The organism is Nocardioides pinisoli (genome assembly GCF_024199985.1).
Lineage (GTDB): Bacteria > Actinomycetota > Actinomycetes > Propionibacteriales > Nocardioidaceae > Nocardioides > Nocardioides pinisoli.
This window is the reverse complement of record NZ_JANARS010000001.1, coordinates 54,368-76,168: the sequence shown is the minus strand read 5'-3', so window position 1 is coordinate 76,168 and position 21,801 is coordinate 54,368. Positions and strand designations below refer to the sequence as shown.

Annotated in this window: 20 protein-coding genes; 15 read left to right on the top strand and 5 right to left on the bottom strand. The window is 73.8% G+C overall.

Going from position 1 to position 21,801, the window contains the following annotated elements:
* Positions 1-2: 2 nt before the first annotated feature.
* On the top strand, positions 3-2,747 hold the full coding sequence (locus tag NCI01_RS00385; protein ID WP_254179490.1) for a DEAD/DEAH box helicase: 2,745 nt from the start codon (positions 3-5) through the stop codon (positions 2,745-2,747).
* On the top strand, positions 2,744-3,463 hold the full coding sequence (locus NCI01_RS00380) for an SWIM zinc finger family protein (RefSeq protein WP_254179489.1): 720 nt from the start codon (positions 2,744-2,746) through the stop codon (positions 3,461-3,463). The genes NCI01_RS00385 and NCI01_RS00380 overlap by 4 nt, the downstream gene beginning before the upstream one ends.
* 64 nt (positions 3,464-3,527) lie before the next feature.
* Here the strand turns inward: NCI01_RS00380 and NCI01_RS00375 are convergent, their stop codons facing one another.
* Positions 3,528-4,079 carry an SACE_7040 family transcriptional regulator gene (locus tag NCI01_RS00375; protein ID WP_254179488.1) on the bottom strand — a complete coding sequence of 184 codons (552 nt, stop codon included), beginning with the start codon at positions 4,077-4,079 and terminating at the stop codon, positions 3,528-3,530.
* A 413-nt stretch (positions 4,080-4,492) separates the two neighbouring features.
* Between NCI01_RS00375 and NCI01_RS00370 the strand changes: the two genes are divergently transcribed.
* From NCI01_RS00370 to NCI01_RS00335, 8 genes are all read left to right on the top strand, one after another.
* Complete coding sequence (locus tag NCI01_RS00370) at positions 4,493-6,034, top strand: acyl-CoA carboxylase subunit beta (RefSeq protein ID WP_254180173.1); 1,542 nt, start codon at positions 4,493-4,495, stop codon at positions 6,032-6,034.
* Positions 6,035-6,039: 5 nt separating this feature from the next.
* Positions 6,040-7,983: an ATP-binding protein gene (locus NCI01_RS00365; protein WP_254179487.1), complete on the top strand. Its 1,944-nt coding sequence runs from the start codon at positions 6,040-6,042 to the stop codon at positions 7,981-7,983.
* Positions 7,976-8,908 (top strand): hydroxymethylglutaryl-CoA lyase, encoded by a 933-nt coding sequence (locus NCI01_RS00360; RefSeq protein ID WP_254179486.1) that lies wholly within the window; start codon positions 7,976-7,978, stop codon positions 8,906-8,908. Before NCI01_RS00365 ends, NCI01_RS00360 begins: the two co-directional genes overlap by 8 nt.
* Before the next feature lie 80 nt (positions 8,909-8,988).
* The gene (locus NCI01_RS00355) at positions 8,989-10,077 is read left to right on the top strand and encodes a hypothetical protein (RefSeq protein WP_254179485.1); all 1,089 of its coding nucleotides are present in this window, start codon (positions 8,989-8,991) and stop codon (positions 10,075-10,077) included.
* On the top strand, positions 10,074-11,267 hold the full coding sequence (locus NCI01_RS00350; RefSeq protein WP_254179484.1) for a hypothetical protein: 1,194 nt from the start codon (positions 10,074-10,076) through the stop codon (positions 11,265-11,267). The genes NCI01_RS00355 and NCI01_RS00350 overlap by 4 nt, the downstream gene beginning before the upstream one ends.
* Entirely contained in the window at positions 11,264-12,457 is a 1,194-nt protein-coding gene (locus tag NCI01_RS00345; RefSeq protein WP_254179483.1) for a nitrous oxide reductase accessory protein NosL, read from the top strand. Before NCI01_RS00350 ends, NCI01_RS00345 begins: the two co-directional genes overlap by 4 nt.
* Positions 12,458-12,718: 261 nt before the next feature.
* Complete coding sequence (locus NCI01_RS00340; protein ID WP_254179482.1) at positions 12,719-12,985, top strand: hypothetical protein; 267 nt, start codon at positions 12,719-12,721, stop codon at positions 12,983-12,985.
* Entirely contained in the window at positions 12,982-13,437 is a 456-nt protein-coding gene (locus tag NCI01_RS00335; RefSeq protein ID WP_254179481.1) for a hypothetical protein, read from the top strand. The genes NCI01_RS00340 and NCI01_RS00335 overlap by 4 nt, the downstream gene beginning before the upstream one ends.
* Before the next feature lie 87 nt (positions 13,438-13,524).
* On the opposite strand, the gene NCI01_RS00330 is transcribed toward NCI01_RS00335, so the two are convergent.
* Together NCI01_RS00330 and NCI01_RS00325 are read right to left on the bottom strand one after the other, a co-directional pair.
* Positions 13,525-14,202, bottom strand: coding sequence for an EcsC family protein (locus NCI01_RS00330; protein WP_254179480.1), 678 nt, complete (start codon positions 14,200-14,202; stop codon positions 13,525-13,527).
* Between the two features lie 45 nt (positions 14,203-14,247).
* Positions 14,248-15,621, bottom strand: coding sequence for a calcium-binding protein (locus NCI01_RS00325; protein ID WP_254179479.1), 1,374 nt, complete (start codon positions 15,619-15,621; stop codon positions 14,248-14,250).
* A gap of 73 nt (positions 15,622-15,694) precedes the next feature.
* Between NCI01_RS00325 and aat the strand changes: the two genes are divergently transcribed.
* From aat to NCI01_RS00310, 3 genes are all read left to right on the top strand, one after another.
* The gene (aat, locus tag NCI01_RS00320; RefSeq protein WP_254179478.1) at positions 15,695-16,381 is read left to right on the top strand and encodes a leucyl/phenylalanyl-tRNA--protein transferase; all 687 of its coding nucleotides are present in this window, start codon (positions 15,695-15,697) and stop codon (positions 16,379-16,381) included.
* Positions 16,382-16,454: 73 nt separating this feature from the next.
* On the top strand, positions 16,455-16,937 hold the full coding sequence (locus NCI01_RS00315; RefSeq protein ID WP_254179477.1) for a hypothetical protein: 483 nt from the start codon (positions 16,455-16,457) through the stop codon (positions 16,935-16,937).
* A gap of 76 nt (positions 16,938-17,013) precedes the next feature.
* A complete protein-coding gene (locus tag NCI01_RS00310) occupies positions 17,014-17,403 on the top strand; it encodes a hypothetical protein (protein WP_254179476.1) in 390 nt (129 codons plus the stop codon).
* A 131-nt stretch (positions 17,404-17,534) separates the two neighbouring features.
* Here NCI01_RS00310 and NCI01_RS00305 read toward each other — a convergent pair whose 3' ends face one another.
* Positions 17,535-18,416, bottom strand: a complete 882-nt coding sequence (locus NCI01_RS00305) for an Fpg/Nei family DNA glycosylase (protein ID WP_254179475.1) — start codon at positions 18,414-18,416, stop codon at positions 17,535-17,537.
* A 46-nt stretch (positions 18,417-18,462) separates the two neighbouring features.
* Between NCI01_RS00305 and NCI01_RS00300 the strand changes: the two genes are divergently transcribed.
* Both NCI01_RS00300 and NCI01_RS00295 read left to right on the top strand, forming a co-directional pair.
* Positions 18,463-18,726, top strand: a complete 264-nt coding sequence (locus tag NCI01_RS00300; RefSeq protein ID WP_254179474.1) for a hypothetical protein — start codon at positions 18,463-18,465, stop codon at positions 18,724-18,726.
* A gap of 71 nt (positions 18,727-18,797) precedes the next feature.
* On the top strand, positions 18,798-20,000 hold the full coding sequence (locus tag NCI01_RS00295) for an ATP-binding protein (RefSeq protein WP_254179473.1): 1,203 nt from the start codon (positions 18,798-18,800) through the stop codon (positions 19,998-20,000).
* Between the two features lie 222 nt (positions 20,001-20,222).
* Here the strand turns inward: NCI01_RS00295 and NCI01_RS00290 are convergent, their stop codons facing one another.
* Positions 20,223-21,638 (bottom strand): dihydrolipoyl dehydrogenase family protein, encoded by a 1,416-nt coding sequence (locus NCI01_RS00290; RefSeq protein ID WP_254179472.1) that lies wholly within the window; start codon positions 21,636-21,638, stop codon positions 20,223-20,225.
* Between the last annotated feature and the right edge of the window lie 163 nt (positions 21,639-21,801).

Sequence of the window (21,801 nt, the reverse complement as noted above, 5' to 3'; positions counted from 1 at the left end):
GCATGAGCTTCGTCCCGGTCACCGGTCCCGCCAGGTTGCTGGTGGGGGAGCCGCCCCGGGAGGGCTCGGTCGAGTTCACCGACGAGCGACGCACCATCGTGCTGCCGGTCCGGGGCGCCCTGCCGGTCCTCGGCAAGGTGCGCGACCAGGCCGACGTGCACCCGTCGGTCGCGCTGCTCGCCGGCGCCGCGCTGATGGGTCTGCAGCTGGTCGCGTCGGGGCGCTTCGCGCCCGACCCCGAGGGGCGGCACTGGCAGGTCGCGGGCCTCGACGCCGCCGACGAGCGCCGCATCGCCGAGCTGGCGCGCTCGCGCGCGTGGGAGGGCTTCGACGAGGCGACCGCCGAGGGCATGGTGCGGGGCCTCCTCGACGCGGTGGTCGACACCATGCCGCGCACCACCCCGGGCCGCTCGCGCCACCGCGGCCCGACGGCAGCCCGCCCGACCGCGTCGGACCCGACGGCCCAGGCGGGGTCGGGGCCGAGCAGCCCCGACGCGTTCAGCGACCAGCTCCAGCAGCGGATCGCCCGCATCCGGGCGCGGGGGCGCGACGACCGGCCCCAGCTGGTCTCCATCTCGTTCCGGGTGGAGGCCGACGAGGAGGAGCTGGTCGCGGGCGCCGTACGCCTGGTGCTGCAGGTCCACGCCGTCGACAACCCCGCCCACCTGGCCGACGCCTCGGAGCTGTGGGCCGAGACCGGCCCGGACGCCGGGCACGGCTTCGGCGAGCGGGCCCGCACCCACGCCGCCATCGCGCTGCGCTCGGCCGCCGACGCCTGGCCGGTCATCGACCGGCTGCTCGACCTGCGCGTCCCCGACGAGATCGTCCTGGACACCGACGAGATCCTGTCGCTGCTCGACGGCGGGGCCGCGGCCCTGACCGAGGCCGGCCACCCCGTCATGTGGCCGAAGTACCTCGACCGCGAGGTCACCCAGCGCGTCGAGCTGGGCCGCCGCGCGCCCGCCGGCACGCGCGAGGAGCCGCTCCAGGACGGCCTCTTCGGGCCGCAGGCGCTGTTCGGCTTCGAGTGGCAGCTGTCGCTGCACGGCGAGGAGCTCAGCGACGACGAGATGGACGAGCTGGCCCGCACCACCAGTCCGATCATCAAGCTGCGCGACAACTGGGTCGCCGTCGACTCCGGGGTGATCAAGCGCGCCCGCAAGCGGCTCATCCGCACGGTCACGCCCGTCCAGGCGCTGGCCGCGACGCTGACCGGCGTCGTCGACATCGAGGACTCGCCCTACGAGGCGGTGGTCGGGGCGAGCCTGCTCGCCGTCCGCGACCGGGTCCGCGAGGCCGCCTCGGGCGAGCTCGTCGACGTGCCGGTCGGGCTGCAGGCCGAGCTCCGCGACTACCAGCGTCGCGGGCTGTCCTGGCTGGCCGAGCTCACGGGGCTGGGCCTCGGCGCCTGCCTGGCCGACGACATGGGCCTCGGCAAGACGATCACCCTCATCGCGCTGCACCTGCACCGCGGGGGGCGCCCCACGCTCGTCGTCTGCCCGGCGTCGCTGCTGGGCAACTGGGAGGCCGAGATCCGGCGCTTCGCCCCGGGCGTCGCCACCCGCCGCCACCACGGCAGCGCGCGCGACCTCGACGGCGTCACCGACGGCTTCGTGCTGACGACCTACGGCACCATGCGCAACGACGCCGGCCTACTCGCCGAGGTGCCGTGGGACCTCGTCGTCGCCGACGAGGCCCAGCACGTGAAGAACTCCCGCTCGGCGGCCGCCCGCGCCCTGCGCACGATCCCCAGCACCGCCCGCGTCGCCCTGACCGGCACCCCCGTCGAGAACGACCTCACCGAGCTCTGGTCGATCCTCGACTGGGCGATCCCCGGCCTCCTCGGCAGCCGCAACGCCTTCCGCAAGGTGTGGGCCGGCCCCATCGAGTCCGGTCTCGAGCCGACCAAGGCCCGGCAGTTCGCCGACCTGATCGGCCCGTTCCTGCTGCGGCGCCGCAAGTCCGACCCCGGCGTCGCCCCCGAGCTGCCGCCCAAGACCGAGACCGACCACCTGCTCGGCCTGACCCGCGAGCAGGTCGTCCTCTACGAGACGCTCGTGCGCGAGTCGATGCGCCGCATCGAGGAGGCCGACGAGGAGACCCGGCGCGGCCTCGTCCTCAAGCTGCTGACCGGCCTCAAGCAGATCTGCAACCACCCCGCCCACTTCCTGCGCCAGCCCAACCCCAAGCTCCGCGGCCGGTCGGAGAAGGTCGAGCTGCTCGACGAGCTCGTCGGCACCGTCATGGCCGAGGACGGGGCGGTCCTCGTCTTCACCCAGTACGTCGCCATGGCGCGGCTCCTCGAGCGCCACCTCGCCGCGGCGGGGGTGCCCCACCAGCTCCTGCACGGCGGCACCCCGGTGCGCGAGCGCGACGCGATGGTCGCGCGGTTCCAGGCCGGCGAGGTCCCGGTGTTCCTGCTCTCGCTCAAGGCCGGCGGCACCGGCCTCAACCTCACCCGCGCCGACCACGTGATCCACCTCGACCGCTGGTGGAACCCCGCCGTGGAGGACCAGGCCACCGACCGCGCCTACCGGATCGGCCAGACCAAGCCGGTGCAGGTGCACCGCTTCATCACCCAGGGCACCATCGAGGAGAAGATCGCCGAGCTCCTCGCCCGCAAGCGCTCGCTGGCCGACTCCGTGCTGTCGCGCGGCGAGACGGCGCTCACCGAGCTGTCCGACGCCGAGCTCCGCGACCTCGTGGAGCTCAGGCCCACCTCGCGCGGCCGCGGGGACGACGCATGACGCCGCACGCCGAGCCGACGGCGACCACCCACCCCCGGATCCCGCCGCGCCGCGGCGGCGGCTCGGGCACCTGGTGGAGCAAGGCCGTGCTGCGGGCGGTCGAGGAGGCCGCCTTCGGCGAGAAGGAGCTCCGTGCCGGCCGGGCGCTCGCCCGGTCCGGGGCGGTCGGCGCGATCACCGTCGACGAGGGCGGCGCGGTCGCGGCGGTGACGGAGGGCCAGGACGCCTTCACCGTCGAGGTGACCGTGCCCGTCCTCGACGACGCCGACGCCGCCGCGTTCACCGAGCTCGTCGCAGCCGAGTCGGGGCGCATCGCCGCCCTGCTCGCCGGCCAGCTCCCGCACTCGTTCGTGGAGGCGGTCGAGGAGGCCGGTGTCGAGCTGTTGCCCTACGGGGGCGAGCTGGGGTCGGCCTGCACGTGCGACGCCTGGCTCGACCCGTGCCCCCACGCGCTGGCGGTGCTCACCCAGCTGGCCTGGCTCATCCAGGCCGACCCGTTCGTGCTGACCCACCTGCGCGGACTCGCCCGGGAGCGGGTGCTCCGCGACCTGCACCGCCTGCGCCAGCCGGCCGCCGGGTCGTCCCCGGGCGGTGAGTCTCCCGAAGACGCAGCGGCGGACGGGCCCGACGACGTCGACGACCTGGTGGTCGCCGAGGACGCGGCGGTGCGCGCGGCGCGCCTGCTGCGGCTGGAGAGCCCGTTCGACTCCTGGTGAGGCGACCTGGTGTGGCGACCTGGTGAGCCGACCTGGTGAGCGGGCGGACGAGCAGCGGCGCCGGTCAGGTCAGCCCGAGGGCTCCGTGGGCCATGTCGCGCAGCACGTCGTGCATCTGCGGGTCGGGCAGCCGGCCGCTGTGCGGGGTGGAGTTGAGCAGGCCGAAGAGGACGTGGGCGCGGGTGCGCGAGGCCTCCGGGCTGAGGGTGGGGTCGTGGCGGCGTACCTGCGTGGCCCACTCGTCGACGTAGGCGCGCTGGAGCGCGCGGACCCGCTCGCGCGCCTCGTCGGGCAGGCTGCTCCAGTCGCGGTCCTGGACCACGATGAGCGCCCGGTGCTCGAGGGCGAACTCGATGTGCCACTCGACCAGTGCCTCGAGCGCCTCGCGCGGGCTCCCCGCGCTCGCGACGCGGGCGCGACCCTCGGCGAGCAGCGTCTCGCTGATGGTCACCAGCATCTCGGCGAGCATCGCGTCCTTGGACTGGAAGTGCTTGTAGAGCGCGGGACCGGAGATGCCACAGGCAGCGCCGAGCTCGGCCACCGAGACGCCGTGGAACCCGCGGGAGGCGAAGAGCTCGGCCGCGATGTCGAGGATCTGCTGACGGCGGGGAGTCACGACGTCGAGGTTAGTGCCTGCTAACCCCCGCCACGGCGCGCGCGGTCCGGGGAGCAGCACGACACGCTCCGGCGCCTGTGGGACAGCCAGCGGAATCATTCGAACCTCCCCGACGGAACCGGATGCTGCAGTGGGCCGCAACCCCCGCAGCGGCCCACTGATCCCCCGATCCGTGCACCCGCCACCCAGCGTAGATCGTAGGCGCTACCCCCTTAGGTGTGTGCGAGGTCTACACCACTTTCGGGTAAAGGATCCGCGGCATCGGCGTGTCGACACCGCGGAATCGATCACGGATGGTGTAAACCGCTGCGCGATGAGTGGTCGCGGACGACGGATGGACAGTCCAGGTTAACGATCGCTAACCTGACCGGGTGTCCGAGTCACAGACCCCGACGGCAGGGGCGGCCCCCACCATGCGCGAGCTCGTCGACGACCTGCGTGCCCGGCTGGCGCGCGTGCGGCAGGGCGGCTCGGAGAGCGCGCGCAAGAAGCACACCGACCGCGGCAAGCTGCTGGCCCGCGACCGGGTCGACCGGTTGCTCGACCCGGGCAGCCCGTTCCTGGAGCTGGCGCCGCTGGCCGCCTACGGGATGTACGACGGCGGCAGGGGCGACGACTACGCCGTGCCGTCCGCCGGGGTGGTCGCGGGCATCGGCCGGGTGTCGGGGCGTGAGTGCGTCGTCGTCGCCAACGACGCCACGGTCAAGGGCGGCACCTACTACCCGATGACGGTCAAGAAGCACCTGCGTGCGCAGACGATCGCCGCGGAGAACCGGCTGCCGTGCATCTACCTCGTCGACTCCGGCGGCGCCTTCCTGCCGATGCAGGACGAGGTGTTCCCCGACCGCGAGCACTTCGGCCGGATCTTCTTCAACCAGGCCAACCTTTCCGCGGCCGGGATCCCGCAGATCGCCAGCGTGATGGGCTCCTGCACCGCGGGCGGCGCCTACGTCCCGGCGATGTCGGACGAGACGGTCATCGTGCGCAACCAGGGCACGATCTTCCTCGGCGGCCCGCCACTGGTGAAGGCCGCGACCGGCGAGGTCGTGTCGGCCGAGGACCTCGGCGGCGGCGACGTCCACGCGCGCACGTCAGGCGTGGTCGACCACCTCGCCGAGGACGACGCCCACGCGCTGGCGATCGTCCGCTCGATCGTCGACACGCTGCCGGCCGCGACCCCGGCCCGGTTGCCGCGCGCCGAGGTCGAGGAGCCCCACGAGCCGGCGGAGTCGCTCTACGACGTCGTGCCCACCGACACCCGCACCCCCTACGACGTCCGCGAGGTGATCCGTCGGCTGGTCGACGGCAGCAGGTTCCACGAGTTCAAGAAGCTCTACGGCGACACGCTGGTGTGCGGGTTCGCCCGGATCGACGGCTACGAGGTCGGGATCGTCGCCAACAACGGCATCCTGTTCAGCGAGTCGGCGCTCAAGGGCGCGCACTTCATCGAGCTGTGCAACCAGCGCGGCATCCCGCTGGTCTTCCTGCAGAACATCACCGGCTTCATGGTCGGCCGCGAGTACGAGAACAAGGGCATCGCCCGCGACGGCGCCAAGCTGGTCACCGCGGTCGCGTGCAGCGTCGTGCCGAAGTTCACCGTCGTCATCGGCGGGTCGTTCGGCGCCGGCAACTACGGCATGTGCGGACGGGCCTACGACCCGCGATTCCTGTGGATGTGGCCCAACGCTCGCATCTCGGTGATGGGCGGCGAGCAGGCCGCCTCGGTGCTCGCGACCGTCCGCACCGACCTCGAGGACGAGGCCGCCGTCGAGGCGTTCAAGGCCCCGATCCGCGAGCAGTACGAGACCCAGGGCTCGCCCTACTACGCCAGCGCCCGGCTGTGGGACGACGGCGTCATCGACCCCGCCGACACGCGCCGCGTGCTGGGCATGGCGCTGGCGGCGACGTCGTACGCCCCGATCCCCGAACCCCGCTACGGCATCTTCAGGATGTGAGGCACATGAACACCCTCTTGATCGCCAACCGCGGCGAGATCGCCCTGCGGGTCATGCGCACGGCGCGCCGCCTCGGCTGGGGATGCGTCGCGATCCACACCGACCTCGACGCCGCGGCACCGCACGTGCGGGCGGCCGACCGGGCGGTGCGGGTGGCGTCCTACCTCGACATCGACGCGGTCGTCGGAGCGGCGCGGGAGGCCGGCGCGGGGTTCGTGCACCCCGGCTACGGCTTCCTGTCCGAGCGGGCGCCCTTCGCCCGCGCGCTGGCCGACGCCGGCATCACGCTCGTCGGCCCGTCGGCCGACGTCATGGACGCGATGGGCCGCAAGGACGCAGCCCGGGAGGTCGCGCTCGCGGCAGGCGTGCCGGTCGTGCCGTCGTACGCCCTCACCGGTCCCGACGCCACCGACCCGGCCAGCTTCGCCTACCCCGTGCTGGTCAAGGCGGCCGCCGGCGGGGGCGGCAAGGGCATGCGCGTGGTGCGCAGCGCCGGTGACTACGACGAGGCGTTCGCCTCCGCGCAGCGCGAGGCCCGCTCGTCCTTCGGCGACGACACGATCCTGGTGGAGAAGTACGTCGAGTCCGGCCGGCACATCGAGGTGCAGGTCATGGGCGACACCCACGGCACGGTGCTGCACTTCTTCGAGCGCGACTGCTCCACCCAGCGGCGCCACCAGAAGGTGCTCGAGGAGGCGCCGGCCCCGACGATCAGCGACGAGCAGCGCGCGGCGATCACCTCGTCCGCCGTGGCCCTGGCGCAGCAGTGCGGCTACACCGGCGCCGGCACCGTGGAGTTCCTGCTCGACAACGACACCGGTGAGTTCTACTTCCTCGAGATGAACACCCGCCTCCAGGTCGAGCACCCGGTCACCGAGGAGGTCGTGCGCGTGCGGTCCGACGACGGGAGCGAGCGCGTCGACCTCGTCGAGCTGCAGCTCCGCGTCGCGACCGGCGAGCCGCTGCCGATGGCCCAGGACGCGATCACGCTCGAGGGCCACGCGATCGAGGCCCGCGTGTATGCCGAGGACTCCTTCCACGGCTTCCTCCCCCAGGCGGGCCGTACCTCGATCGTCAGGTGGGGCTCCGGGGACGGTGTCCGCGTCGACCACGCGCTCGAGCCGGAGCAGGAGGTCTCCACCTCCTACGACCCGATGCTCGGCAAGGTCATCGCCTGGGCGCCGACCCGTGCCGAGGCCGTCGACGCCCTGGCGGACGCGCTCGGCGAGACCGCCATCCTCGGCATCACCACCAACACCGGCTTCCTGCGCGCCCTGGCGTCCTCGGCGGAGTTCCGCGACGCGACGATCGACACCGCCTGGCTGGACCGCCACGACGTCCCGGCGCCCGACCCGACGCTGGCCCGCGTGTTCGCGGCGTGGACCGAGGTGCTGCTCGACACCATGCCGGAGCCGGGCGTCACGCCGCGCCCCTGGCGGGCCGACGGCTGGCGGATGGGCGCCGACCCCGCGCCCGACACGGTCGTCCTCGGCGACGACCTGGTGGTCGTCGACCGGCACCGCGGCCAGGTCACGCACGGCGGCACCACCCACGACGTCCGCCTGGTCTCCGCCGCCGACCACACCGTCCACCTCCTCGTCGACGGCGTCGCCGAGCACGCGGTGCTCAACGTGCAGCGCGACCTCGTCGACGTGGTGCACCGCGGACAGCGGTGGGCCTGGGAGCGGCCCGACCCGTTCGGCGACCACGCGGTCGCCGCCGGCGACGGCACGCTGCTCGCGCCGATGCCCGGCACGGTGCTCGCGGTCAACGTCGCGGAGGGTCACGACGTGGCGGAGGGTGAGACGCTGGGGGTGATGGAGGCGATGAAGATGGAGCTCGCGCTCAAGGCGCCCTTCGCCGGCACGGTCACCACCGTCGGTGCGATCACCGGCGACCTGGTCAAGCTCGGTGCCGTGCTGTTCGTGGTGGAGGCCTCCGGTGCCTGACCTCCCGATGACCGTCCGCGCCGACGGCCTCCCCGAGCGGGTGACGATCTACGAGGTCGGTCCCCGCGACGGCCTGCAGAACGAGCAGGCGATCGTGCCGGTCGCGGTCAAGGCCGAGTTCGTACGACGCCTCGTGGCCGCCGGCCTGCCGATCGTGGAGGCGACCAGCTTCGTGCACCCGCGCTGGGTGCCGCAGCTCGCGGACGCCGCCGAGCTGATGACCGAGCTCGGCGACGAGGGCCGCGACCTCCCGGTGCTCGTGCCCAACGAGCGCGGCCTCGACCGGGCCCTCGAGCTGGGCCTGCGCCACGTCGCGATCTTCGGCAGCGCGACGGAGACGTTCGCGACCAAGAACCTCAACCGCACCTTCGACGAGCAGTTCGCGATGTTCGAGCCGACCGTCGCCCGCGCCCGCGAGGCCGGGCTGGACGTGCGGGCCTACGTCTCGATGTGCTTCGGCGACCCGTGGGAGGGCGCCGTGCCGATCGAGCAGGTCGTCACCGCCGGCACCCGGCTGCTCGACCTCGGGGCCGGCCAGCTCAGCCTCGGCGACACCATCGGCGTGGCCACCGCCGGTCACGTGACGGCGCTCGTCGCCGCCTTCGCCGAGGCGGGCGTGGGCACCGACCGGCTCGCGATGCACTTCCACGACACCTACGGCCAGGCGCTCGCCAACACCTTCTCCGCGCTGCAGGCCGGCATCACCACCTTCGACGCGAGCGCCGGCGGCCTCGGTGGCTGCCCCTACGCCAAGTCGGCCACCGGCAACCTCGCCACCGAGGACCTGGTGTGGATGCTGACCGGTCTCGGGATCGAGCACGGGGTCGACCTCGACGCGGTGGTGGCGACCAGCACGTGGATGGCCGCCCAGCTCGGCCGGCCCAGCCCCAGCGCCGTCGTACGCGCCCTCGGATCGGCGGGGTAGTCCACCGGGAACCGGTCGTCCGGGAGGTCGTGGGCCAGCCACTTCCCGGTGGACCACCCCACTCGGGCACAATCAGCGCCATGAGCCGCGTCGTCCACCTCCACATCGGCGCCCCCAAGACCGGCACCACCTACCTGCAGGACCGGCTCCGGCTCAACGCCACGGCGTTGGCGCGCCACGGCGTGACGATCCCCAGCCCTCGCGGCGGCCGGTCCGACATCTTCCACTTCCGGGCGGCCCTCGACCTCCTCGACCAGGACTGGGGCGGTCGCCCCGGCCACGCCCGGGGCGCCTGGGACGCGATGGTCCGGCGGGTCGACCGCGCCACGGACAACGTGGTGATCAGCCACGAGATCCTCGCGGGCGCCAAGCCCGACAAGATCGCCAAGGCGCTCAACGACCTCGCCGACCACGAGGTGCACATCGTCTACTCCGCCCGCGACCTCGGGCGGCAGCTGCCAGCGGCGTGGCAGGAGTCGATCAAGCAGGGGCGCAAGTGGCCCTTCCGGCGCTTCCTCGACCGCTACGAGGGCGGCTCGTCCTTCTTCTTCCGGCAGGCCTTCGACCTGCCCGAGGTCCTCTCCGCCTGGGGCGCCAAGCTCCCACCCGAGCGCATCCACGTCGTGACGGTGCCCCACGACCGGGGACCCAACGGCGACGAGCTGTGGCTGCGCTTCTGCCGCGCCTTCCGCATCGACCCCGCGTGGGCGCCGCTGGACTCCGAGCGCGACAACCGCTCCCTGGGGATCGCCGAGACGTCGCTGCTGCGCAAGCTCAACCGTCGCCTCGAGCTCGGCGTGTGGCGCGAACCTGTCTACGACGCGCTCATCCGCGAGCTGCTCGCCCAGGAGGTGCTGGTGGCCCGCGACGCCGTACCGGTCCGGCTGCCACCCCACCGCTTCGACTTCGCCGAGCAGCAGGGCGAGGTCTGGATCGACTGGATCAAGCGCAGCGGGGTCGACGTCGTCGGTGACGTGGACGACCTGCGGCCGCGCCGACCGGCCGAGGACGCGAAGTGGAAGGACCCGGACCGGGTGCGCGCCAAGCTCGAGCTCGGCGCCGCGCTCGACGCACTGTCGACGATGACGCAGGAGGCTGCCAGCCGGGCCGCGACCGACCGGGTCGGTGGACGGCTCCGCGACAGAGCACGTCGGCTGCGGGACCGGTGACCGCTCGCCCGAGCGCCGCCCGTCCGGCGGAGTCCGTGCACGGCTGGGTCGCCCACCTCCGCGCCGGCGGTACGACGCCGTGGCTGGCGTGGACCGACGCAGCGACCGGCCCGGGGACCGACGCGACGACCGCCCCAGCCCCGTCCGGTCGCGCGCTGCCCGGCGCCCAGCAGCTCGAGCTGCTGCGCCGCATCAACGTGGCCCGGCAGTCGGGTGCGCAGCCCCGTGGCGACCACGACCGCGAGCGCACTCGACTCGCCGACCGGGTGCTCGCCGCGCCGGCTGCCGGCCGCGGCAAGGCCGACCTGCCGCTGGTGGGCGCCGCGACGGGCGGCTTCGGCGCACAGCCGGTCGACCCCGCCACGGTCAGCGCCCACGAGCTGCTCCGGGTGGCGAGCACGCTGCTCGCCGACGACCTGGTCGCGCTCGGCCCGGACCGCGTGCGGCGCGGCGTGCCGAGGCCGTGGCGGCACCGGTTCCGGCTGGTCGGCGACCCGCTGGTCGGCGCCGCCGCACGTGAGCACCTGCTCGGCCGGGGCCGCCCCGAAGGGGGTCCCCTGGCCTTCGTCGTGGCCGTCGGCGGTCCGATCGACGAGCTGCTCGCCCACACGTGGACGCAGCGGTGCTTCGAGCACGGCAGCAAGCCGTGGGCGGCCTGGCTGCGGTTCTGGCGCGAGCGCGACCAGCTGCCCGCCCGGGTCGACCTCGACGACTCGATCCGCCGTTGGGGCGGACGCCGTCCCCACGTCCGGGTCGTGACCGACCTCGCCCAGCTGCCCCCGCACGTCGGCGTACGACGCCTGCCGGAGGTCCGGGTGCCGGGCGCCGACCAGGCCGAGCTGGCGCGTCGGATCGCCGCCGTCGTGGGGATCCGCGTCCCGGTCGGCGAGCGACCGGCCCTGATGCGGACGCTCCAGAAGCGGATGCCCGACAGCGGCGTCGCGCCCGTCGTCGTACCTGCGGCGGAGCAGGACTGGGTCGCGTCGTCCGCGGCGCGCATGACCCGCGCCCTGACGCGCGCTGGCTACCCTGTCGTCGGCGACCTCGCCGACCTCGCGCCGCACGCGTCGGACGCCACCGGGCTGTCCGGGCACGGCGGCGCCGACGACCGACAGGTGCTGGAGCTGGCGATCCGGATGATCGTCGACCCGGGATGGCGCACGGGCCGGGAGAGGATGGTGCAACGGTGAGCAGGCGGGTGCTGCTGCACGTGGGCTGCCCGAAGACCGGCACGTCCTACTTCCAGGACGTCCTCTTCCGCAACCAGCAGGTGCTGCGCGAGCACGACCTGCTCTACCCCGCCGACCGGTTCGACGCCCACTTCCTCGCCGCGCTCGACCTGATGACCCTGCCGTGGGGCGGCATCGAGACCGAGGCCGTCGGAGCGTGGGACCGGCTCGCCGCCGAGGTCCGCGAGTGGCACGGCACGGCGATCATCAGCCACGAGATCTTCGCGCGGGCCACCCCGACCCAGGTCGAGCGCGCGCTGGCCTCGCTCGGCGACGCCGAGGTCCACCTCGTGCTGTCGGTGCGCGACCTGGTGCGCCAGGTCCCGGCCGAGTGGCAGGAGAACGTCAAGCACCGCAGCCACATCACCTACGCGGCGTTCCTGCGCACGATCCGCGACCCGGCGCGCGACTCCCGGATCGGCTCGTGGTTCTGGGCGGTCCAGGAGATCCCCGACATCCTCGAGCGGTGGGGCTCCTCGCTGCCCCCCGAGCGCGTGCACCTGGTGACCCTGCCCCCGCCGGGCGCGGACCGCGGCGAGCTGTGGCGCCGGTTCTCCCGGACCTTCGGGCTCGACGGGCTGCCGCTCGACCTCACCGCCGAGCGCGAGAACCCGTCCCTCGGCGTGCCCGAGACCTCGCTGCTGCGCACCATCAACGAGCGGGTGACCTCGGTGATCTCGCCGCCCGACTACCGCCCCCTGGTCCGCGAGACGCTGGCCCACCAGACGCTCTCGCGGAGCACGTCCTCGCCCCGCCTCGGCCTCGCGCCGGCCGACCACGCGTGGGCCCGCGAGCTGTCGCAGCGCTGGATCGAGGTGCTCGCGCAGCGCGGGTACGACGTCGTCGGCTCGCTCGACGACCTGCTGGGTCCCGACGCGGTTCCCTTCGCCGACCCTGACGCCGCGACGGCCGACGAGCTGCTGCCCCCCGCCCTCGACGCGATCACCGCCCTCCTGGTGGAGGGGGCCCGGCTGCGCGCCGTCGAGGAGCGGCTCCACCGCGAGCTGCGCGAGGCGCACGAGGAGCTCGAGCGGGCCCGGGCGACCACCGCCTTCCGGGCCCGGCGCAAGGTCGTGACGACCCTGGAGAACAGCCCCGCGGGCCGGGGCTCGCTCGACGCCTACCGGCGGCTGCGCGGCCGCAAGGGCTGACCCGGGGAGGGGCTGCCCCCGGCCGCAGAACCCCCGCTCGAGCGGGGACTCCGCCTCTTCGAGGCCGTTGCAACCCCCTCCAGGTGTCGGCCTGCCCCTTCCAGTGGACGGTCCGGCGCGGGCGCCCGGTCATCCGGCGTACGACGACGAGCTGGCGCCACCCTGGTGACCTTGGACCCTGACGCGATCCGTCCCCGCTCCCTAGGGTGGGATCGAGGGCACCTGCCCGGGGGCCGAGCGGGCCCTCGGGAGGTGAGGTCGATGACGACCCCGTCGCACGCACGCCGGGGACACATCCGGTCCGCCCTCGCCCTGGCCGGGGCGATCGTCCTGCTGGCGGGCTGCGACGGCGTCGGCACGGGCACGGACCCGTCCCCGCCGGCCGGCGAGCCGTCCTCGTCGTCAGCGTCCACCGTGCCGACGCCTGAGCAGCTGGCCGGCGCCCTGGTGACGACGGACGACTACGCCGGCACCTGGACCGTGAACATCCCGCCGGACCAGCGGGGGGCGCGACGGACGGCGTGGTGACCGAGGCCCAGCAGAAGATGCTGCCGCGGATCCAGTTCTGCGAAGCGGCCAGCGAGGAGTCCCGGTCCGCTGCCGACGCGTTGCGCTGGCAGGCCTTCCGGCAGCTCGACCAGTCCGAGGACGACCCCATCGACATGCGCGCGGGCGACCGAAAGGGCCACCTGGTCTTCGTCCAGGAGTTCCTGATGGCCGCGGACCCGGACGAGGTGGCAGCGACCTTCGAGGCGCTGCGCGACGGGATGCGCGCCTGCGAGGGCGACTTCCCCGCCGGTGAGGAGTGCCCCGGCACGGTCGAGCCGATGACCGTCGCGGAGGTCGGCGACAACCGGTACGCCGAGCTGACGACCATGGAGGAGGCCGGCGGCAGGGCCTCCTGGCTGCTCCACAACGTGCTGGTTCGGGAGGGCCCGGTCCTGATGACGCTGCAGGTGGTCGACATCGTGATGGGGTAGGACGTGCAGCCCGTCGTGAGCGTCGCGGACGTCGACACGTTCCTCACCACAGCGGTGGACAAGCTCTCCTGAGGCGCGCGGTCGAGGTCAGCGCCGTCGCGGCAGCAGCTCGCGGTCGGCGTAGCGGCCGATGCGCCAGGTCATGAAGCCGTCGGCGCCCATGCCGACCACGCCGCCGACGACCGGCATCCGACGGGCCACGGTGGTGGCCAGCCGCTTGCCGGCCACCCGCGCGACGATGTCGGTCGCGACGGTCGCCGAGATGGTGCCGTCGATGGAGGGGTCGTGGACCGGTGCGGTGGCGATCGCCATGGGCGTGCTCGGCAGCTTGCGCTTCTTCACCAGCTCGTGGACCTGCTCCTCGCCGAGCAGGGTGGCGAGCACGGCGTTGCGCACCCGCGGGTCGGTCAGGTCGTGGCCGCGCAGGTGCGCGATGCCGGCGACCATGCGGCACTGGATGATCGCCAGTCCCGTCACGTTGGCGGGGATCGCCACCGCCATCGTGACCAGTCCGCCGACGTTGGTGGCGAAGCCCTGCGCGCCGGCGATGCGCACGTTGTTCTCGATCACCTCGTGGATCGCCCGCTCGACGTTGCCCCGCTGCTCGCGCAGCTGCTTGTCGGCGGCGGCCGCTGCCGGGGCGAGCGGTCCGACGCCGTCGATGGCACGGTTGAGCGCCTCGCGCACGAAGCCGCCGGTCAGCCCCGGCGCGAGCTCGTTGATCCGGGGGGCGAGCTGCCGCCCGACGGTCTGCTTCAGGCCCATGGCCCGATCGTACGGTCGTCGGCCCAGCGCGTTCACGACGCTCGGTCAGCGGCGCAGCTCGCAGGCCTTCAGCCGCTCACCCCGCACGCAACGGTCGCGACCGTTCGAGCCGTCCAGCACGTCCCGGCCGCGTCCGCCGTCGAGCAGGTCGCGGCCCTGGCCCCCGCCGATGCGGTCGTTGCCGCCACCGCCGTACGCCCGCACCGGTCCGTACTGCTCGGTGAGGCTCAGCACCTCGGAGCGGCGCGTGCCCCACCACGTCAGCCGGGTCTCGGCGCTGCCCTCCCACCCGAAGGAGGTGACGGAGGAGAAGCGGATGGGCGTGCCGACCTTCATCCGGTACGTGCCGCGGCGGGCGTCGATCTCCACCCGGCTGCGGTGCGGTGCGGCGCGCAACGAGGCGGCCGGGGCGATGCGGTCGGCGCCGCCACCGCCGCGGACGACGACCTTGTCGCCCTTGCCCTTGATCGCCGGGTAGAGGACGTCGTTGCCGCCGCCGCCGAGGAACGTCGCGCGGCCGCTGTTGCGGAAGCTCCAGGAGCCGAGACCGTCGCGACCCGGGCCGCCCAGGACGCGCGTGCCCTCCTCGGCCGCCGCCACGCGGAGGCTGTCCCGCCCGCCGTCGCCGTACAGCTCGTCCACTCCGTGGCCCCCGTCGACCGTGTCCATGCCGGGCCCGCCGTGCACGACGTCGTCGCCCGGCTCCGGGGCCGGGGGGTTCGGCATGCCCGAGTAGCCCCGGTCCGCCTCGATGACGTCGTCGCCGCCGCGCCCCTCGACCACGTCGTCGCCCCCGCCCGCGTCGATCTGGTCGTCGAGGTCCGTGCCGCGGATCACGTCGGCGTACGGCGAACCCTCGACGCCCGCGCCGAGCACCACGGGCGCGATGGTGTCGGTGCCCTCGCCGGTGGCCGTGCCGGCCGCCATGTCCACGGTCACCGGGCCGGTGGCGTCGCGGAACGACACCCGGTCGAGGTAGATCGAGTCCCCGTACCAGAGGTCCTCGCCCTGCGGGTCGTGGCCGAGGTCGACGTGGTCGTCGCCCGGGCCGGGGACCACCACGTCCCCCCAGAAGTCGTCGTCGGCGACGTACACGCCGTCGAGGCCCCCGAAGAGCCGGTCATCACCGACGCCCCCGCGGACCATGTCCTCACCGCCGAGCGCGCAGATGGTGTCGTTGCCGGCCCCTCCGTCGATGGTGTCGCGGGCCTCGCTCCCGACGATGACGTCGTCGCCGGGGGTCCCCGTGACCGGTGCGGTCTCCGTCGAGTCGGTGATCGGCCCCTCCGGTGAGGGCACCACGATCGTTGCGGCCTTGCCGTCGCAGCCCACCGCCGCCGTGGCGGGAGCCGCGGTGACGGGGCCGAGGGTGCTCAGGGCCAGTCCGGCAAGGGCGGTCAGGGTCGCGGTGCGTCGCATGGTGTCCTCCGAGTAGGTCGTTGCAGGGGAGACGTCGTTCCGGCGGGTTTGGTTGTTCGCTAGCGTGCGAAGAGTGCCCGTCGCCCCCGCTCCGACGCCGTGGGCCTTCCCGCCGAGCTCGACGTGGGACCCCGACGACGACCTCGTCGCGCTGGGCGCCGACCTCGAGCCGGGCACGCTGGTCACCGCCTACGGGCTCGGCCTGTTCCCGATGCCGGTGACGCTGGACGGCGAGGAGCACCTGGGCTGGTTCTCACCCGTGGAGCGGGGCGTGCTGCCGCTCGACGGGCTGCGGGTGTCGCGCTCGCTGCGCCGCTCGGTGCGCGACTTCGAGATCCGTGTCGACACCGCCTTCGACGAGGTGGTGGCCGCGTGCGGCAGCCCGGACCGCTCCGACGGCTGGATCACCCCTGAGTTCCGTCATGCCTACGGCCGGCTCCACCGGCTCGGGTGGGCCCACTCGGTCGAGGTCTGGCGCGACGACCGGCTGCGGGGCGGGCTCTACGGCGTGAGCATCGGCGGGCTGTTCGCCGGGGAGTCGATGTTCCACCGCGAGCGCGATGCATCGAAGGTCGCGCTCGTGGCGCTCGTCGACATGCTGCGCGACCGCCACGCCGAGCGTCGGGTGCTCGACGTGCAGTGGCAGACCCCGCACCTCGCGTCCCTCGGCGTCGTACGCCGTCCGCGCGCCGACTACCTCGACTCGCTCTCCCGGAGCCTCGACGTCCCGCTGCCCGAGCCCTTCCGGGTGGACGATTGACGTCGGTCGCGGGAGGGTGGGGCCCGATCGTGACGCGAGCCCGCACCGGGACGCGCCCAGCCGAAGGGATCCGATGACCGTCCGCGCCCGCCTGACCCTCACCAGCGCCGTGCTGCTGATCGGCACCGTCACCTCCGCGTGCGGCGGCGGGAGCGGCGCCCCGAGCGACGCGAACGAGGACGCCTTCTGCGACGCGGCCAACAGCCTGCTGTCCGACCTGCTGCCCGAGGACCTGTCCACGACCGAGCTGCCCAGCGACGAGGACCTGGCCCGGGCGGTCAAGGACTGGGGCGCGCGGATGGAGGAGGTCGGCACGCCCGAGGACATCCCCGACGACGCCCGCAAGGGCTTCGAGGCAGTCGTCGACCAGGCGGAGGAGATCGACGCCGAGGACTTCTCGATGGAGAAGCTCGAGGAGCTCGAGCAGGGTGGCGCCGACGCCTCGCAGGAGGTCCAGGAGCAGGCCGACGCGTTCGGCGACTACCTCAACAAGACGTGCGGCAACCCGATGGACGACATGCCCGACATGCCCGAGATCCCCGAGACCACCGAGTGACGACGCCGCGTCTCCACGGCGCGACGCCGGCCCGGGTCGTACGATGACGAGCGGGGGAGGAGAGGGAGGACGCGCCATGGCGATCACGCGTGAGGGCAGGATCTGCTCCTTCTGCGGCGAGCCCGGAGGACCGGGCACCGACCTGCGCCTGCTCGGAGGTCTCGGCGCCCAGGTCTGCGCCACCTGCGTGGACGACTTCCACGCCATCCTCCACGACGAGGAGGCCGTCGCGGCGGCGAGCGGGCCGTTCCCGTGGGAGCGCATGGACGACGCCGAGGTGCTGGCCACCCTGCCGCGGATCCTCGCCTCGGCCGAGCAGAACATCTCCTTCGCCCACGAGTGGGTCGACCTGCTCCGCAGCCGCAGCATCTCGTGGGCGGAGATCGGCCGGGCGCTCGGCGTCTCCCGGCAGGCGGCGTGGGAGCGATTCTCGCGACGCGCGGCCGACAAGGGCGCGACCGCCTGACATTCCGGGCCTCCGTCAGGGTAGGCTTGACGCACGAGGCGTCGACCGGGCTGTCACGGGGGTGGGCCCGGCCGGCGCCTCTGCTGCTGCCCGTCGACAGATGGACGTACGCGCCGGGGCGCGAGGTCCGCCTACTTGAGCAGCCGGGACATCCGCCGGTCGGCGAGCGGCTTCCCGCCCGTCTGGCACGTCGCGCAGTACTGCAGGCTCGAGTCGGCGAACGACACCTCGCGCACGATGTCGCCGCACACCGGGCAGGCCTGCCCGGTGCGTCCGTGGACGGCGAGGTTGCTCTTCTTCTCGCCCTTCAGCTCGCTGGCGGCGAGCCCGCTCGAGCGCTGGACCGCGTCGCCCAGCGTCGTGCGCACGGCGTCGTACAACGTCTGCAGGTCGGTCTCGTCGAGGCTGTTGGCCGGCTTGAACGGCGACATCCGCGCGGCGTGGAGGATCTCGTCGGAGTAGGCGTTGCCGATGCCGGCGACGATCGACTGCATCCGGAGCACGCCCTTGATCTGCTTGCGGCCCTCGCGCTCGAGGATCTGCTGCAGCACCTCGATGGTGAAGTCGTCGGAGAGCGGGTCGGGCCCCAATCGGGCGATGCCCTCCACCTCCTGCGGGTCGCGGACGACGTAGATCGCGAGGCCCTTCCTGGTCCCTGCCTCGGTGATGTCGAGGCCGGGGCGCGTCTCGAGGTCGGGGTCGTCGATGACGATCCGGGCGGCGAGGGGGTTCTTGGAGTTGGGCCGGGCGGGGAGCGCCGGCACCTCGTCGCGCCAGCGGATCCAGCCCGCCCGCGCGAGGTGGATGACGAGGTGCACGCCGCTCGCGTCGATGTCGAGGAACTTGCCGTGCCGCGTCACGTCGTCGACCAGCGTGCCGTGGAGCGCCTGCAGCGGCGGGTCGAAGGTCTTGAGCGCGCTGAACGCGGCCAGGTCGATCCGGCTGATCGCGCGACCGACGAGGCGACCGCGCAGGTCCTGGACGAGGGCTTCGACCTCGGGCAGCTCGGGCACGGAGGAGAGTCTAGGCAGAGACTTGTGGGCCGGGTCACAATGGAACATGGCCCAGCCGCGCACGCCTCGCACCGGGGCGGTCTTCCTCGACCCCCGAGGAGAGGACCGCTCGCTGCGCGTCACGTGGCACCAGGACCAGCAGCTGGTCGTGCTGTCGCTGTGGCGCGACAACGTCTGCGCCGGCACCTTCCGGCTCGCGGCCGACGAGGTGCCCGACCTCATCGCGCTGCTGCGTCGGGGCCTCGACGACGCCTTCGACGCCGCCCGTGAGCGCGTCGAGCGGCTCGACCGGCCCAGCGAGGCCGGCTGAGCCGGCCGGGCTGACTCGCCGACTATCCGGCAATCTAGGGCGCCGCCTAGATTGGTGAATAGGGTCTGATCGTGGACCCGATCCGGAACCCGTACGCCCCCGGCGCGGGGCAGCGCCCGCCCGAGCTCGCCGGCCGCGACGAGCAGCTCGCCGCGTTCGACGTCGTGCTCGAGCGCGTCGCCAACGGCCGTCCCGAGCGCAGCCTCGTGCTCACCGGCCTGCGCGGCGTCGGCAAGACCGTGCTGCTCAACGCGCTGCGCGGTGCGGCGGTGCGCAAGGGCTGGGGCACCGGCAAGCTCGAGGCCCGTCCCGGCCAGGGGCTGCGTCGTCCGCTGAGCAGCGCCCTCCACCAAGCGGTCCGCGAGCTCGGCCACCGCGACGAGGAGTCGGTCGACCACGTGCTCGGCGTCATCAAGTCGTTCGCGCACCGTGACGCGGGCGCGGGCGCGAGGATGAAGGACCAGTGGAGCCCGGGCATCGACGCACCCGCCGTACGCGGTCGTGCCGACTCCGGCGACATCGAGATCGACCTGGTCGAGCTGTTCACCGACCTCGGCGGGCTGGCGGGCGACGTCGGCAAGGGCGTCGGCGTCTTCATCGACGAGATGCAGGACCTCGGGCCTGACGACGTCTCGGCGCTGTGCGCCGCCTGCCACGAGCTCAGCCAGTCGGGGCTGCCGGTGATCGTCGTCGGTGCCGGCCTCCCGCACCTGCCGGCCGTGCTGAGCGCCAGCAAGTCCTACAGCGAGCGGCTCTTCCGCTACCAGCGCATCGACCGGCTCTCCCGTGACGCCGCCGACCGCGCGCTCGTGGCCCCTGCGGCCGACGAGGACGCGGCCTACGACGACGACGCCCTCGCCGCGATGTACGAGGCCACCGGCGGCTACCCCTACTTCATCCAGGCCTACGGCAAGGCCGTGTGGGACCTCGCCCCGCGCTCGCCCATCACCGCGGCCGACGTCGCGGTCGCCGCGCCCGAGGCCGAGTCGGAGCTCGCCGTGGGCTTCTTCGGCTCGCGCTACGAGCGCGCGACGCCGGGGGAGCGCGACTACCTGATGGCGATGGCCGACGTCGCTGCCGCGCATCCGGGCGCCGGCGGTGACGAGGACTCGGTCCCGAGCGCCGACGTCGCCGCGGCCCTCGGCAAGAAGCCCCAGTCCCTCTCGCCCGCGCGGGACGCGCTGCTCAAGAAGGGCCTCGTCTACTCCGGCGAGCGCGGCCGCATCGCCTTCACCGTCCCCCACTTCGGGCGCTACCTGCGCGAGCGCGGCTGACCTTCCGCCGAGCGGGACCGCGCTGGGAGCGGTGAGCCACGCGGGTTCTCAGCCTCCGGAACCCGCGTCACGCACCGCTCAGGGGGCGACACGCGCGCCAGCGGTGAGCCACGCGGGTTCTCAGCCTCCAGAACCCGCGTCACGCACCGCTCAGGGGGCGACACGCGCGCCAGCGGTGAGCCACGCGGGTTCTCAGCCTCCAGAACCCGCGTCACGCACCGCTCAGGCGGGCGGGGGCCTTCGGAAGGGCGGCGGCAGCTCCTCGAGCAGCCGGAGCCAGAGCTCCGAGGCGGTGGGGAAGGACGCGACGGCGTGCCGGAGCACGTGCACCGGCGTCCCGCCCGTGATGGCGATCGTCGCCGCGTGGACGAGCTCGCCGCCCTGGGGGCCGACGAACGTGGCTCCGAGCAGGAGGTGCGAGCCCGCGTCGACGACGAGCTGGGCCTGCCCGGCCACGTGGTCGCGCATCAGCGCGACGCCGGACGCGGACGACGTCGGGACCCGGGTCACCACGACGTCGTGGCCGGCGTCGCGAGCCTCGGCCTCGGTGAGCCCGACGGTCGCGACCTCGGGCTCGGTGAAGACCACCTGCGGCACCGGCGCCTCGCGGTCGGGCTCCCACGCCACCTCGCCTGCGGCGGCCGCCGCGATGCGGGCGCCGACGACGCGGGCCTGGTGCTTGCCCCAGTGGGTGAGCGGCGGGCCGCCGCTGGCGTCGCCGACGGCGTGCAGCCACTCGGGCAGCCGTCCCGACGTGACGTCGTCGGGCGTGAGGTCCACGGCGTCGAGGCCGAGGTCGTCGAGACGGGGGGTGCGGCCGATCGCGAGCAGCACCTCGTCGGCCTCCAGCTCGCCCCCGGTCGTCGTGATGGTGACGGTTCCGCCGTGGACGCGGCCGGTGCCGGTCGCGGCGGGGTCCGCGCGGCGTACGGACTCGACCGAGGTGTCGAGCAGGACCGTGACGCCGCGTTCGCGCAGGCTCGCCAGCACCGCCTCGCCGGCGAACGGCTCGGCCCGGGCCAGCAGGCGGTCGCCCCGGACGACGAGGGTCACCGACGAGCCGAGCGCGGTCATCCAGGTCGCCGCCTCGCAGGCGACGACGCCACCGCCCACGACCACGAGCCGGTCGGGCACCTCCAGGACGCCGGTGGCGTCGCGGGAGCCCCAGGGCAGGGCGTCGGCGTAGTCCTCGGGCAGGTTGGCGGCGCTGCCGGTGGCGATCACCACCGCCTGCCGCGCCCGCACGACCCGGTCGCCGTCGGAGGAGGAGAGCCGCACCGTCCGCTCGCCGGTCAGCCGGGCGTCACCGCGGAGCACGGCGAGGTCGGCGCCCTCGGCCCACTTCGCCTGGCCGGAGTCGTCGTAGTGCGCGACCCACGTGTCGCGCCGCTCGAGGAGCGCCTTGGGGGCGACGTGCGCGCTCGAGACGCCCGGCAGGTCGCTCGTCACGTCGGCCGCCGCGACCGGGCGCAGCAGGGCCTTGCTGGGGATGCACGCCCAATAGCTGCACTCGCCCCCGAGCAGCTCGCGCTCGATGATGGCCGCGGTCATGCCGGTGCCCTCCACGGCGTACTGGGCGGCGTTCTCCCCGGCAGGGCCGCCGCCGATGACCACGACGTCGTACTCGAGTGTCTCCATGCCGTGGACGATACGGGTCGACGCATTTGTGGAGCGCTTGCCGGTTCAACTAGACTCCCCCGTGAGGGGAGTACCCCACCAACGCTCGTCGGTCATTACGGCGCCTCAGCAGGCGCCCCGGCGAGCGGCCGTCCCGCGGATCCGACGCAGCGGGCGGCGGGAG

What these genes read in the sequence shown, in the direction of transcription:
- NCI01_RS00385 (WP_254179490.1), top strand. Translation starts at nt 3, where the DNA reads ATGAGCTTCGTCCCGGTCACCGGTCCCGCCAGGTTGCTGGTGGGGGAG.
- NCI01_RS00380 (WP_254179489.1), top strand. Translation starts at nt 2,744, where the DNA reads ATGACGCCGCACGCCGAGCCGACGGCGACCACCCACCCCCGGATCCCG.
- NCI01_RS00370 (WP_254180173.1), top strand. Translation starts at nt 4,493, where the DNA reads ATGCGCGAGCTCGTCGACGACCTGCGTGCCCGGCTGGCGCGCGTGCGG.
- NCI01_RS00365 (WP_254179487.1), top strand. Translation starts at nt 6,040, where the DNA reads ATGAACACCCTCTTGATCGCCAACCGCGGCGAGATCGCCCTGCGGGTC.
- NCI01_RS00355 (WP_254179485.1), top strand. Translation starts at nt 8,989, where the DNA reads ATGAGCCGCGTCGTCCACCTCCACATCGGCGCCCCCAAGACCGGCACC.
- NCI01_RS00340 (WP_254179482.1), top strand. Translation starts at nt 12,719, where the DNA reads ATGACGACCCCGTCGCACGCACGCCGGGGACACATCCGGTCCGCCCTC.
- NCI01_RS00330 (WP_254179480.1), bottom strand. Translation starts at nt 14,202, where the DNA reads ATGGGCCTGAAGCAGACCGTCGGGCGGCAGCTCGCCCCCCGGATCAAC.
- NCI01_RS00325 (WP_254179479.1), bottom strand. Translation starts at nt 15,621, where the DNA reads ATGCGACGCACCGCGACCCTGACCGCCCTTGCCGGACTGGCCCTGAGC.
- NCI01_RS00315 (WP_254179477.1), top strand. Translation starts at nt 16,455, where the DNA reads ATGACCGTCCGCGCCCGCCTGACCCTCACCAGCGCCGTGCTGCTGATC.
- NCI01_RS00310 (WP_254179476.1), top strand. Translation starts at nt 17,014, where the DNA reads ATGGCGATCACGCGTGAGGGCAGGATCTGCTCCTTCTGCGGCGAGCCC.
- NCI01_RS00300 (WP_254179474.1), top strand. Translation starts at nt 18,463, where the DNA reads ATGGCCCAGCCGCGCACGCCTCGCACCGGGGCGGTCTTCCTCGACCCC.
- NCI01_RS00290 (WP_254179472.1), bottom strand. Translation starts at nt 21,638, where the DNA reads ATGGAGACACTCGAGTACGACGTCGTGGTCATCGGCGGCGGCCCTGCC.